Here is a 12,376-nt window from a genome sequence, read left to right as displayed (position 1 = left end):
TCCCTCACAACTCCCAAGGAGCACCCGATGCGTCTGCAAGGCAAGTCGGTCCTCATCACCGGCGCCGCCCGCGGACTCGGCCGGACCGCCGCGGTCGCCTGCGCGGCCGAGGGCGCCGACCTCACCCTCCTGGACATCTGCGCCGACCTGCCGGGCGTGCCCTATCCGCTGGGCACGCCGGGCCAGTTGGAGCACACCGCCACGCTGTGCCGGGAGGCGGGCGCGGCCGTCCTCACCTCCGAGGCCGACATCCGTGACCTGCGGGCCGTACGGGAGGCCGTGACACGCGCCGAGGACCGGTTCGGCCGGATCGACGTCGCCGTCAACAACGCGGGTATCGCCGCGCCCTCGGGCAAACCGGTGCACGAGATCGACGAGGACGAATGGTCCCTGATGATCGACGTGGACCTCTCCGGGGCCTGGCGGGTGATCCGCGAGGTCGGCAAGGCGATGAGCGCCCAGCGCGCCGGCAGCATCGTCAACGTGGCCTCGACGGCAGGGTTGGTGGGCTATCGGCACTTCGCCGGATACGTCGCCGCCAAGCACGCCGTCATCGGCCTCACCAAGGCCGCCGCGCTCGACTACGCACCCACGAAAGTACGCGTGAACGCGGTCTGCCCGGGTTCGGTGCGCGACGACGCGCAGGCCGAGGGCCGGATGCTCGCCGAGATCGCCAGGGCGCTCGAAGTGCCCGTCCACGAACACGAGAAGACCTTCGTCAAGGCACAGCCCATGAACGCGCTGATCGAACCCGAGGACGTCGCCGCCGCCGTCGTCTTCCTCGCCTCGGACGAGTCACGGCAGATCACCGGGTCGGTCCTGACCGTGGACGGCGGATTCAGCATCCGCTGAGCGCCCTTCCCGGTCTCCCAGCACCAAGGAGTACGGCCATGTCCGCCTCGCTGCCCGACCCCCTCCCCGCCCCCGCCCCCTGCCACGCGATGCGCGTCCGCCAGACCCCCTCCCAGGAACCCACCGGCCGACACGGGCTGTGGATCGAGGACGTCCCCGTTCCGTCCACGGACCCGCTCGCCGAACGCCGCCGCGCCACCGAACTCGCCCGCCCGGCCCGCGGTCCCCGCCAGGTCCTCCTCCGGTACGCCGACGGCCTGTCCGATTTGATCGTCGTGGCCCCGCGACACGGCCCCGGCCGTACGGCAGTCGCGCCCGCTCCCGCGCCCGCTCCGGCCTGGGGCCTGGCCGACGACGGCCCCGACACCGCCTTCGCCTTCCCCCTGGAACACGAAGGCGATGAGGCGAGCTGGCTCACGGCACTCGCCGTCACCCTGCACCGCTACGACCCCGAGACCCAGCCGGTCATCGGCACGGACCAGGGCGCCTTCACCGTCGAACCGGCCGCCACGCTCGGCGAGTCGAAGCCGTCGCTCGCGTCCGGCCCGGCGCTCGCAGGTCTGCTGTTCGGCAACGCTATCGACAACCGTGGGGTCGGCGAGGGTGGAGGCCGGCGCGAGTACGTGCCCTGCCTCGCGCCCCCGTTCCCGCTCACCGTCTCCGTCTTCCGGGACTCCGGCGGTCTGCGGCTGCGCTGCGACCACCGGAGCAGCCATGTCTCGGCGGAGATCGCCGCACAGTTCGTACGGCACCTCGTACACGTACACCAACAGGTTCTGCACGCCCCACAGACACGGGTGGACGAGGTCGAGCTTCTCGACGAGGCCGAGCGAACCCGCACGGCGGCACTCGGCCGCCCGTCCCGTGCCCTGGTCACCACGCCGACGAGCGTGGCGGAGGCATTCGCCCGAGTCGTCGCCGCGGGTCCGGACCGCATCGCTGTGACCAACAGCGAGGCCCACCTGACGTACCGCGAACTCGACGAGCAAGCGGCCCGGTCGGCATCAGGCCTGCGGGCGCTCGGCGTCTCCGGTGGCGACCGCGTGGGGGTATGCCTGGAACGCTCCGCCGAACTCGTCGTCACCCTGCTCGCCGTACTGAAGGCCGGCGCGACCTACGTGCCCGTCGACCCCGCCTACCCGGCGGACCGGCTCGCCCACACGGCACGGGACGCGGACCTGGGTGTGGTGGTGACTCGGCTTCCCGATTTCCCGGCCGCGGCGGGGTGCGTTCAGGTGACGCCGGACGAACTGTTCAACCTGTTCAACGAGGCGAGCGGCACGAGCCTGCCGCCCCCGTCGCCCGACGACCCTGCCTACGTCATCTACACCTCCGGGTCCACCGGCCGCCCCAAGGGCGTCGTCGTACCGCACCGGAACGTGATCGCCCTGATCGACGCGACGCGCGACGAATACGCGCTCACTGGGGCGGACGTATGGACGTGGTTCCACTCCAGCGCGTTCGACTTCTCGGTGTGGGAGATCTGGGGCTGCCTGCTGACCGGCGCACGGCTGGTCGTGGTGCCGTACTTCGTCTCCCGTGAGCCGGACCGCTTCCGCGATCTGCTCGTGGCCGAGAAGGTCACCGTGCTCAGCCAGACCCCATCGGCCTTCGCACAGCTACTGGAGGTGGACCACACGGAGGTGGGCGTACGGGTGGTCGTCTTCGGCGGCGAACCCCTCGACGCCCGGGTGCTGCTGCGCTGGTTCGACCGGCACCCGGAGTCCGCCTGCCGCGTGGTGAACATGTTCGGCATCACGGAGACCACCGTCCATGTCACCGAGCAGACCCTCACCCGGAAACTGGCGCTCGCCTCCACCCGCTCGGTCGGCCACGCCTTGCCCGGCTGGCACATGTATGTGCTGGACCAGTACGGACGTCTCCTCCCCCCTGGAGTCGCGGGCGAGATCTACGTAGGCGGTGCCGGAGTGGCACTCGGCTACCTGGGCCAGGAGGAACTGACGGCCCAGCGGTTCGTACCGGATCCCTTCACCGGCGGCACGATGTACCGCAGTGGCGACCTGGGCCGCCTGCGTCCCGACGGACGCCTCGAACACCTCGGCCGTATCGACAGCCAGGTCAAGATCCGCGGCTTCCGCATCGAACTCGACGAGATCCGCTCCGTCCTGCTGGAGGACCCCGACGTGCGCACCGCGGCCGTCGTCGTACGCCGCGATGACCCGACCGACGCCGCCACAGCCAGGATCGACTCCTACGTGGTCCTGTCGCCCGGGGCCGACCCCACCACGATCCGCGAACGGGCCGCAGGCATCTTGCCCGACTACATGCTCCCCGCCACGGTCACGCCTCTGGACACGCTCCCGCTGACGCCCAACGGCAAACTGGACACCACACGACTCCCCTCGGTCCGCCGCCCGCCGGCACCACGGAAGGCGGTCCCCTCGAAGGCGCCTGCGGCAACCGATGACCTCATGACGACGCTCACAGAGATCTGGAGCGACGTCCTTGACGTCCCGGTCGGCCCGGACGATGACTTCTTCGAACTCGGCGGCAACTCCCTCTTCGCCGTCCGCATCACCGCCGCCCTACGCACCCGTGGCCTCCCGCCCCTGCGCCTGCGGGAGCTGTACCGTCACCCGACGATCCGCGAATCGGTTGGGAGTCTCAGGTCTTCGGACAGGTGAGGGGCGCGGCGCCCGCGAAGTGCGTCGACTCCGTACGCCGCGAGAATACGGCCGAAGTCGTCGTCGCTCTGGAAGGTGGCGACCACACCGCACAGGCCGAGTGCGACGACTCAGGCGCCGATCCAGACCCAGCCCTTGTGCTCGCGAAGGCCCTGCCAGACGAGCCATGAACCCCTTCCGGGTGACGATGAGCATGGTGCCTTACTCGAACAGGGTCATGAGGTAAGTCGAATGCGGCAGGACAGGAAGACAAAAAGGCTCCTGTGCCGATGCGTCGGTGTCGTGACCCGATTAGTGGCCATGCGGAAAGAGCTCTCTCTTGTCCGAGGCCCACTGCGAATTCGTGATCTGCCCCTCGGACCCGTCTTTGTACTGGATGGTGCAGTCTCCCGGCTCAAAGCTCCAGTCGACCTGGGAACCCAGCTTGATGTTGCCTCCGTACCGGAACCAGGTGTAGTTGCCGCCGATCACGCAGTGCCCGGCGGTCAGCATGGTCGATCCGGGCCCGTTCGGCAGAGAACACGCCGTCATTGATCTTCACGCTCACCTGGTTGCTGCTCGGATCGACACCCCGCGAAGCGTCCCGGCGCCCTGAACGGCCACCCCGAGTGGGAGCGGGCGCTCGAAGCGATCGAGAGGTGCGAGCGCCCGGTTTCATGTCGGTGAGCGCTTTCAGCTCGCTCGATGCTGAGGAGAGCAAAAGCGTGTCTCACGTGGTGAGTTCGGCGAGCTACTCGATCACGAGCGGTGGCTGCCCTGGCACGACCAGTCGAGGCTGATCACGCCCAGGAAATGAGTATGCGGCTGCGTGGCGTCAGCCGATCATGTGAGTATGACCGATCAAATGGCGATCAGTACCTTGACTTTGGAGCACAGGATCCCGGACGACTGGGCGGCGGACCCATGGGCCGAGGTTCGACCCTTAATCGACGGCGTAGACGTTCTGAGGGGAGTCCACCCGGAAGGGGTGGCACTCAGTTGCCGACACTGGACAGGCCCGGCCGAGAGCTGGCCGCTGACGGTCACGAAGGAGCCGCGCAAAGTCATGATCACCGAGCCGACCTGCACCGCCGGCTGCTGCGGCGCTCTGTACGTCACCATGCGCCGCGAGGGCGACCGGGTGATCTGGGACGCCTGGGAAAACACCAGCAACATCACTGCCGTTCCCGCGGACATCCGCTTCAATGCTGCCCAGTACGAAGCCGAACTCGCGCGGGCCGCAGCGGACCGCAGCTGGGAAGAGCCGGTCGACACCGTTGCCCGGCTGCTCGAGCAGACCCTTACGGGCAGCGGCTGGTTCGAGCAGTGGGGCTGCGTCCTCACGGGTGTCTGGCCACGACGCGAGGAGCCCGACGCCCCCGAGGAGCTCACCAGCCCCAAGGGGGTCGATGTCGAGTTCCATCAGGTCCAGGCACCGGGGGAGCGTGCACGTTCCTACGGGTACGAATTGTTCGTCACCCACGACCAGTCCGCGGAGGAACAAGCACGGCAGCTCGCGGCCTGCATTCTGGCGGACGATCCGCGGAAGACTGCTGAGCTTCGAGAACGCTGAGGACCAGGTGCAGAAACGCGCGAGTTGAGATTGGCCACGTCCTTGACGGGGTTCGCCCTCTGTTTGGCGAGTCTCCAGTAGCAGGTCAGGGTGGCGGCGAGGCGGTTCGTACCGGACGGTGGGGCGGCGGTAGCCGAAGAGCCAGGAGATCGACCGCTCGATCTTCCAGCGGCGCCGTCCGAGCCGCTCACCACGACTCGATACCGGGACGGGCCATCCGTGGTAGTACGCCTTGTCCACGCGGACCTTCACCGGCTTCCTCCGGCGTGGTCCGCGCCGGGAACGGACGGCGGGGATGCCGAGAATCAACGGCTCGAACGCCTCGCTGTCGTGCAGGTTCGCGCCGGACACCGCGACGGCCAGCGGCAGGCCCTGGACCTCGGACAGCACATACAGCTTGCTGCCCTTCTTGCCGCGATCGACCGGATTCGGCCCGGTCGGCGTGCCCCCCTTTCGCCCGCACCGACGCGGCATCGACGATCGCGGGCGACCAGTCCACGCGGGGAACCGACGGTGCGCGGTGGCCGGCGAGACCCCGAAAGTGACTGAGCACCCCAGTTGGCCAGTCGAGAGTTCGCCCACCCCGTCTGTCACCCCACGTCCCGCCGGATGAGCGCGTGCGCGATCGGCTCGCCGCTGCGCTGCGCGTACGTCATCCGTTCGCTTACCTCACGCAGGGTCCGGGGGCGATTTCCAGGCCCGCCGCAGCAGCTCTTGTGGAATCTCACACCCGCGTTCAGCAGCACCGTCAGTGTTCGCCACGCCGCGACATCCCGCCGCCGGGGCACGGCGAACGCCGAACCTGCGTGGATCAGCGGCTCCGCACAGCGAGGACAGGTCCGGCCAACGAATTGAAGGACATCGAGTGTCCAGGCAGGAGCCCCCGCGCGGGCCACAGCCGTGAGGAACGCGGTGTTGAGGTCCAAGCCCACCGCGTACAGCAGGTGGCGCTCCTCATCGCTCAGCAGGTCCGCCGACCGCACCCCCTGGTACGCCTCCCCATTGGAGGAACCCTCCGCTCCAGCTAGTGCACACAAGGCCGGGAACTCCTGGGCAACCACGGGAAGCGGAAGGAAGTACTCCGAATTCTCCGGCATGATTGCCCAGGTCAGGAAGGGTGCACGTCAGGCCCAAGACGCCACCGGCACGAACGAACTGTCTTGCCGGAACTGGTCCGTTCCGTTCGAGCGTTCCACGCGGAGCTGGTAGGCGTAGTGGCGCAGGTAGTGCCCCGGGTAGTTGTACGACTCGAAGCGGACGGAGCCCGACGCCGTGCCGGTCCGGAGGACGAACGTGGCGTCCTTGGCGAACGTGCTCGTGCCGTCGTTCGGGTCGAAGCGGGCGCGGAAGTCCCAGTGGCGCAGGTAGTTGCCGGCCGCGTCGCGGAAGGAGCAGGCGTTCGCGTCGGCGAGGCCCGCGACGACCGTGAAGGTGGCGGCCTGCTTCTCCGCGGTGGTGCTGGAGCCGCTGACCACGGGCAGGTTGAGGAGCGCCGACTGCTGCTGCCAGTAGCGGGTGGAGTAGTTGGCCGACCGGAAGGAGCGGGTGGTGTTCCGCGCCAGGCTCGGGCCGCCCGAGACCGTCTCCTTGACCACGGTGAAGTGCCGTGCCGTTCCGGAGATCGCGGGCAGCGCGGCCGGTGCCGACCAGGTGGCGAAGGTGTCGTGGCTGTCGCTGTAGTAGTAGTTCCCGTCGCCGTAGCCGTCGAAGAAGACGCGCCAGCCGCCGTTGTCCAACTGGACCAGCGCGGGGCCCTCGCGGTAGCTGCCCCAGCCCGCCCAGTCGCCGGTCCTGCGGATCGTGTACGGGCCGGTGAGGTTAGAGGCGGTGGCGTACTCGATGTACTTCGTCGTCTCGTTCTTCGGGAAGGCGTGGTACGTCGAGCCGATCCTCACGATGAACGTGTCGATGTGGTTGGCGCCGATGCCGGAGAGCGCGACCGGTGAACTCCACGCCGTGAGGGCGGAGTTCGTGGCCCTCAGCCGGTACGGTGTGAAGATCCACTCGTCGTTCGTGGTGGAGCAGGACACGATGACGTTGACGCTGCCGTCGCTGTCGACGAACCATTCGGGCGCCCAGGCGCGGGAGAGGTTCGCGATGGGGACGGTGTAGTCGTACAGGAACGTCCAGTTGACGCGGTCGGAGCTGCGGGCGAAGCCGATGGTGGTGCTGGTGTCCTGCCAGGTGTGCGTCGTGTAGGTGACGTAATAGAAGCCGTCGGTGTGTCTGAGGACGCTCGCGTCGCGGATCCGGCCCGCCGGTGGCCTGTACGCGGAGGAGCGCAGCAGCCGGAAGTCGGTGGCGTCGTCCGACTGGTAGACGTTGACCGTACCGTCGTCGCTGTTGAGGAACGGCACGATCGTGTAGCGGGTGGCCGAGCCGTTCGGGGGCGCGGCGGCCAGGGCGCTGCCGAGCAGTCCGGGGGTCTCGCCGAGCAGCAGCGCCGAGGCGGGCAGGGCGGCCAGGGCGCGCAGCAGGGTACGGCGGGACGGGGTGACGGGTCGGGGTGTCATGTGCGGCTCGCTCTCGACTCAGGGGGTCGAAATACCGAACAAGGTTCGGAAAGTCGGTCAGAAGGTAGAGCTGAGGCAGAAGTGCGTCAATGGTTTTGTACGAGAGCCGCAGAGCCCAGAGAGGATCGGTGAACATCCACTTCCGTCGCCGCCGTTCCGCCACCGGCCACCGGACGTTACCGTTCGGTAGACCACACGCTTCCGGAGGTGTCCGCATGACGCTCGACCGCGCCGCAGGCCTGGCGGAGACCGCCCGAGCGCTGGCCGCCGGGGAGGTGACGTCCCGCGCCCTGGTGGAGCTCACGCTGGCGCGGATCGAGGCGACGCAGGGCAGCCTCAACGCCTTCCGGATCGTCCGGGCCGAGGCGGCGCTCGCCGAGGCCGAAGCGGCTGACCGGGAACTGGCCACGGGCGGGCGCAAGCCCCTGCTCGGCGTCCCCGTGGCGGTGAAGGACGACATGGACGTGGCCGGCGAGCCGACCGCCTTCGGCTGCTGCGGGGAGTTCCCGCCGGTCGCCGAGGACGGCGAGGCCGTACGGCGGCTGCGCGCGGCCGGGGCCGTGATCATCGGCAAGACCAACACCTGCGAGTTCGGGCAGTGGCCCTTCACCGAGGGGCCCGCCTTCGGCGCGACCCGCAACCCGTGGAGCACGGAGCACACGCCCGGCGGATCGTCCGGCGGATCGGCCGCCGCGGTCGCCGCCGGGCTGGTACCCGCCGCGCTCGGCTCGGACGGGGCCGGCTCGGTGCGGATCCCGGCCGCGTGGACCCATCTGATCGGCATCAAACCGCAGCGCGGCCGGGTCTCCACCTGGCCGCGCGGCGAGTCCTTCCAGGGCATCACCGTCAACGGCACCCTGGCCCGTACGGTCGCCGACGCGGCCCTCCTGCTGGACGCGGCGAGCGGCAACCACGCGCAGGACCCGCACCAGCCCCCGGCCGTCGACGCGTCGGCGGCCGTCGGCCGCGATCCCGGGCGGCTGCGGATCGCGCTCTCCCTCAAGCCGCCGTTCACGGCGGTGCCCGCCCGGCTGCGTGCAGAAGTCCGGACCCGGATCGTCGAGCTCGCCGAGCGGCTGGCCGCGCTGGGGCACACGGTCGAGGAGGCGGATCCGCCGTACGGGCGGATCGGGCTGACCTTCGTGCCGCGTGCGACGGCCGGCATCGCCGAGCGGGTGGGCGAGGCGCCCTTCCCGGCGCTGCTGGACCGGCGCACCCGGGACGCGGCCCGGCTGGGCCGGCTGCTCGGCGGGGCCCCGCTGCGGGCGGCCCGGCGGGCGGAGGCCGTTCTGCACCGCCGTATCGGAGGGTTCTTCACCTCGTACGACGTCGTCCTCGCGCCCACGACCGCCGCTCCCCCGCCCCGCATCGGCGCCCTGCTCGAACTCAGCGGATTCGCCACCGACCGCGCGATGATCGCCGCCTGTCCGTACGCCTGGCCGTGGAACGTGCTGGGCTGGCCCGGGGTCAACGTGCCCGCCGGGTTCACGGCGGACGGCCTGCCCGTCGGGGCGCAGTTGCTGGGGCCGGCCGACAGCGAGCCGCTTCTGGTGCAGGTGGCGGCCCAACTGGAGGCGGAGCTGCGCTGGTACGAGAAGTGGCCGTCGCCGCCGGTCACGGCACATTCCGCTGCCGCCTGAGCGACCGTACGCTGTCTGTCATGGCGGACGTGTCGATGATCGGGCTCATGGGGCGGGTCACCGGAACGATCGGGCCCGGGCTGGTCGGCGAGGTGATCGTCCGCGTGCGCGGCGGCGCCGAGCACTTCCTCGCCCACCCCGCCTCCTCGACGGACCGCATCGAGCCGGGCACGGTCGTGACGGTGGTCGAGTACCTGCCCCCGAGGACCGTCTACGTCACGGCGGCGTACGACAGTTGAGCCCGCTGCGACGCAGGTGAGAGCCGTACGCGTCAAGGTTTGGACAAGGATGGGCGGGCGGCTGTACCCGGGCCCCGCGCAGGAGCACACTCCCCTTCGTTCGGTGCCGAGAGGGCACCATCCAAAGGGGGCGAATGCCGATGGTCATCGGCGTCGTGGCAGGGGCGGCGGTTGCCGCCGTGCTCGTTGTGATCGGTCTGTTCAAGCTCATGTGGCGGGTCGCCGAACCCAACGAGGCACTGATCATCTCGGGTTCCAAGCACCGCACGGAGGGCATCGAGGAGGGGATGGGCTTCCGCATCGTCACCGGGCGCGGCACGCTCGTGATGCCCGGTGTGCAGGCGGTGCGCAAGCTCTCGCTCGACCTCAACGAGACCGAACTCCAGGTGGACTGCGTGACCCACCAGGGCATTCCGCTCAAGGTGCGGGGCGTGGTCATCTTCAAGGTGGGCGACGACTTCGTGTCGATCGCGAACGCGGCCCGCCGGTTCCTCGACCAGCAGAAGCTGATGTCGGAGCGGGTGCACAACGTGTTCGCAGGTCATCTGCGGTCCATCGTGGGCGGGCTGACGGTCGAGGACATGATCCGGGACCGGGAGAAGCTCACGGGTCAGACGCGGGCCGCGTGCGGAACCGAGATGGAGAAGCTGGGCCTGATCGTGGACTCGCTGCAGATCCACGAGATCGAGGATCCGACCGGGTACATCCGGAATCTGGCCATGCCGCACGCGGCGGCCGTGCAGCGGGACGCCCGGATCGCGCAGGCGGAGGCGAACCGGCTGGCCACCGAGGCCGAGCAGCAGTCGTTCGCCCGAATGGCGGAAGCCACCCGGGACAGCGAGATCCTCCAGGCCGGCTATCAGGCCGAGCGCGACAAGGCCGCCGCCAAGGCCCGGCAGGCCGGTCCCCTCGCCGAGGCCGGGGCCCGTCAGGAGGTCGTCGTCCAGGAGACACGGGTGGCGGAGCTGGAGGCGCACCGCCGCGAACAGCAGCTCCAGGCCGATGTCCGCAAGCCCGCCGACGCGGCGGCCTACGAGACGCGCACCCTGGCCGAGGCGGAGCGCGACGCGCGGATCTCGGGGGCGCAGGCCCAGGCGAAGGAGACGGAGCTGGCGGCCGGCGCCGAGGCGACCCGGGTCAAGACGGCCGCGGGTGCCGAGGCCGAGGCGACCAAGGCGCGGGGTGAGGCGGCCGCGCAGGCCACCCGGGCCACCGGTGAGGCCGAGGCGGCGGCCGCGCAGGCCAGAGGGCTGGCGGCGGCCGAGGCCGCCAAGGCGAAGGGGCTCGCGGAGGCCGAGGCCATCAAGGCCCGCGCCGCCGCCCTCGCCGAGAACCAGGAGGCCGTCGTCGCCCAGCAACTCGCCGAGAACTGGCCGGAGATCGTCAAGGCCGGAGCGTCCGCCTTCGGCAACGTCGACAACATGGTGGTCCTCAACGGCGCCGACGGCATGGCCGACATGTTCGCCAAGGCGCTCACCATGGGCGGAACAGGGCTGGGCCTGGCCCGCCAGCTGCTCGCGTCGATGAACCAGAACGGAACGAACCAGAACGGTACGAGCCAGAACGGGCAGCCCCTCAACGGAGCTTCGCCCCTCAACGGCACGCCACCCGCGCGGAAGGTTCCGATGGACGACGAGTGACCCGTCGGGCGCGGTCACGGGGGCAGCCTCTAAGGTGCCCCCGTGAGCACGTTTACCGACGGGAACGCCCCGGGCCGCGACGGCCCCACCGCCACCACCGAAGCCGCGCCTCGCACGGTCGGCAGGGTACGCACCGAGTACTCCCCCGCATACGACGGCGACCCCGACCCCGGCGAGATCGTCTGGACCTGGGTGCCCTTCGAGGAGAACGACGGGCGCGGCAAGGACCGCCCGGTGCTCGTGGTCGCCCGCGAGCCCGCCGGGACCTTCCTTGCCGTGCAGTTGTCCAGCAAGCGGCACGACGGCGACCGGGAGTGGGTGCCGATCGGCAGCGGGCCGTGGGACCGCACCGGCCGGGAGTCATGGGTCGACGTGGACCGGGTCCTGCGCCTGCACGAGGACGGCATGCGCCGGGAGGCCTGCGCGCTGGACCGTATGCGGTTCAACCTGGTCAGGCGCCGGCTGCAGGAACGCTACGGCTGGACCTGAAAGGTCTTCTCGAAGGCGCCAAGCACCGCACGGTCCGGCGTCCGGTCCAGGATCCCGAACGCCACGTGCTCGAAGGTCTCCGCGAACCGTCCGCCGCGCTCCAGCAGCGCCCGGAACGCCCCCGCCACCTGGGCCGGGTCGTTGCGGAACACCCCGCAGCCCCAGGCGCCCAGCACGAGCCTGCGGTAGCCGTGGGCGGCGGCCGTCTCCAGGACCCGTTCGGCCCGGACGGCCAGGGCCCGCGGCAGCTCGGGGGCCCGCTCGGGTGCCGTGCGCAGCACCACGCCCGCGTTGGGCGCGGGCGAGGTCAGGAAGCCGGCGGTGTACGGCTCGTCCAGCAGCCCGCCCCGGTCGTCACGGAAGACGGGCACGGCGGGTGAGTGGATGACACGGTCCGTGTAGAACGGGTCGCGGTGGGCGCGGTGGTGGTCGTAGTACGCGCGGGCCTCGAGCAGGCAGGTGTACAGCGCGGAGGCCCGGCACAGGGCCTCCTCCTGGGCCTGGGCGCCGTTCAGGTAGCCGCCGCCGGGGTTACGGGCCGAGGCGAAGCTCAGCACGGCCACGTCCCCGCCGAGTCGGCGGGCGGCCTCCAGGCTGCTCTCGCCCGTGACCTCGACGAGCGTCTCGGTCACCCGAACGGAGGGCACCGGTACCGGCTCCGGCCCGTACAGGCGCGTGCCTTCCCGCGCCGCCCTCAGTTCCCCGGCGATGGACACCTCGCGGCCGTTCGGCGCCCGGTAGGCCCCCGCCGGCACGATCTGCTCCGTCTGCCGCGCGATACCGCGCAGGCGCGCGCTCACGGCGCC

General features: G+C 70.5%; 10 protein-coding genes and 3 pseudogenes. 7 read left to right on the top strand and 6 right to left on the bottom strand.

The features are described 5' to 3' along the window. The first annotated feature begins 27 nt into the window (after positions 1-27). Positions 28-852: an SDR family oxidoreductase gene (locus tag ACFTZL_RS05660; protein WP_382578663.1), complete on the top strand. Its 825-nt coding sequence runs from the start codon at positions 28-30 to the stop codon at positions 850-852. A 38-nt stretch (positions 853-890) separates the two neighbouring features. Next, entirely contained in the window at positions 891-3,497 is a 2,607-nt protein-coding gene (locus ACFTZL_RS05655; protein WP_382578661.1) for an amino acid adenylation domain-containing protein, read from the top strand. A 291-nt stretch (positions 3,498-3,788) separates the two neighbouring features. On the opposite strand, the gene ACFTZL_RS05650 is transcribed toward ACFTZL_RS05655, so the two are convergent. After that, positions 3,789-3,989 (bottom strand): hypothetical protein, encoded by a 201-nt coding sequence (locus ACFTZL_RS05650; RefSeq protein WP_382578658.1) that lies wholly within the window; start codon positions 3,987-3,989, stop codon positions 3,789-3,791. Between the two features lie 340 nt (positions 3,990-4,329). Between ACFTZL_RS05650 and ACFTZL_RS05645 the strand changes: the two genes are divergently transcribed. Beyond that, on the top strand, positions 4,330-5,049 hold the full coding sequence (locus ACFTZL_RS05645; RefSeq protein ID WP_382578655.1) for a hypothetical protein: 720 nt from the start codon (positions 4,330-4,332) through the stop codon (positions 5,047-5,049). Between the two features lie 105 nt (positions 5,050-5,154). On the opposite strand, the pseudogene ACFTZL_RS05640 reads toward ACFTZL_RS05645, so the two are convergent. The 4 genes and pseudogenes from ACFTZL_RS05640 to ACFTZL_RS05625 all read right to left on the bottom strand — a co-directional run. Then, positions 5,155-5,241, bottom strand: a pseudogene (locus ACFTZL_RS05640) (IS5/IS1182 family transposase); the annotation flags it as partial. A gap of 122 nt (positions 5,242-5,363) precedes the next feature. Then, positions 5,364-5,505 (bottom strand): annotated as a pseudogene (locus ACFTZL_RS05635) (IS5/IS1182 family transposase); the annotation flags it as partial. Positions 5,506-5,639: 134 nt separating this feature from the next. Beyond that, positions 5,640-5,891, bottom strand: a pseudogene (locus tag ACFTZL_RS05630) (deoxyxylulose-5-phosphate synthase); the annotation flags it as partial. Between the two features lie 282 nt (positions 5,892-6,173). Beyond that, the gene (locus tag ACFTZL_RS05625; RefSeq protein ID WP_382578653.1) at positions 6,174-7,562 is read right to left on the bottom strand and encodes a glycoside hydrolase family 43 protein; all 1,389 of its coding nucleotides are present in this window, start codon (positions 7,560-7,562) and stop codon (positions 6,174-6,176) included. Between the two features lie 215 nt (positions 7,563-7,777). Here ACFTZL_RS05625 and ACFTZL_RS05620 point away from each other — a divergent pair, with 215 nt between their 5' ends. The 4 genes from ACFTZL_RS05620 to ACFTZL_RS05605 all read left to right on the top strand — a co-directional run bounded on the left by ACFTZL_RS05620 (position 7,778) and on the right by ACFTZL_RS05605 (position 11,570). Beyond that, the gene (locus ACFTZL_RS05620) at positions 7,778-9,202 is read left to right on the top strand and encodes an amidase (RefSeq protein WP_382578651.1); all 1,425 of its coding nucleotides are present in this window, start codon (positions 7,778-7,780) and stop codon (positions 9,200-9,202) included. 20 nt (positions 9,203-9,222) lie between these two features. Then, positions 9,223-9,441, top strand: a complete 219-nt coding sequence (locus ACFTZL_RS05615) for a hypothetical protein (protein ID WP_382578648.1) — start codon at positions 9,223-9,225, stop codon at positions 9,439-9,441. A gap of 134 nt (positions 9,442-9,575) precedes the next feature. Then, positions 9,576-11,081 carry an SPFH domain-containing protein gene (locus ACFTZL_RS05610; RefSeq protein ID WP_382578646.1) on the top strand — a complete coding sequence of 502 codons (1,506 nt, stop codon included), beginning with the start codon at positions 9,576-9,578 and terminating at the stop codon, positions 11,079-11,081. A 42-nt stretch (positions 11,082-11,123) separates the two neighbouring features. After that, positions 11,124-11,570: a type II toxin-antitoxin system PemK/MazF family toxin gene (locus ACFTZL_RS05605; RefSeq protein ID WP_382578643.1), complete on the top strand. Its 447-nt coding sequence runs from the start codon at positions 11,124-11,126 to the stop codon at positions 11,568-11,570. On the opposite strand, the gene ACFTZL_RS05600 is transcribed toward ACFTZL_RS05605, so the two are convergent. Continuing rightward, positions 11,555-12,370 carry a TIGR02452 family protein gene (locus tag ACFTZL_RS05600; protein WP_382578693.1) on the bottom strand — a complete coding sequence of 272 codons (816 nt, stop codon included), beginning with the start codon at positions 12,368-12,370 and terminating at the stop codon, positions 11,555-11,557. The genes ACFTZL_RS05605 and ACFTZL_RS05600 overlap by 16 nt on opposite strands. Positions 12,371-12,376: the final 6 nt, after the last annotated feature.

The sequence above is a fragment of the Streptomyces sp. NPDC056948 genome, from assembly GCF_042674225.1.
In the GTDB taxonomy this organism is placed as follows: Bacteria; Actinomycetota; Actinomycetes; order Streptomycetales; family Streptomycetaceae; genus Streptomyces; species Streptomyces purpurascens.
The sequence above is the reverse complement of the archived record's forward strand: the minus strand, read 5'-3'. Positions and strand labels throughout refer to the sequence as shown.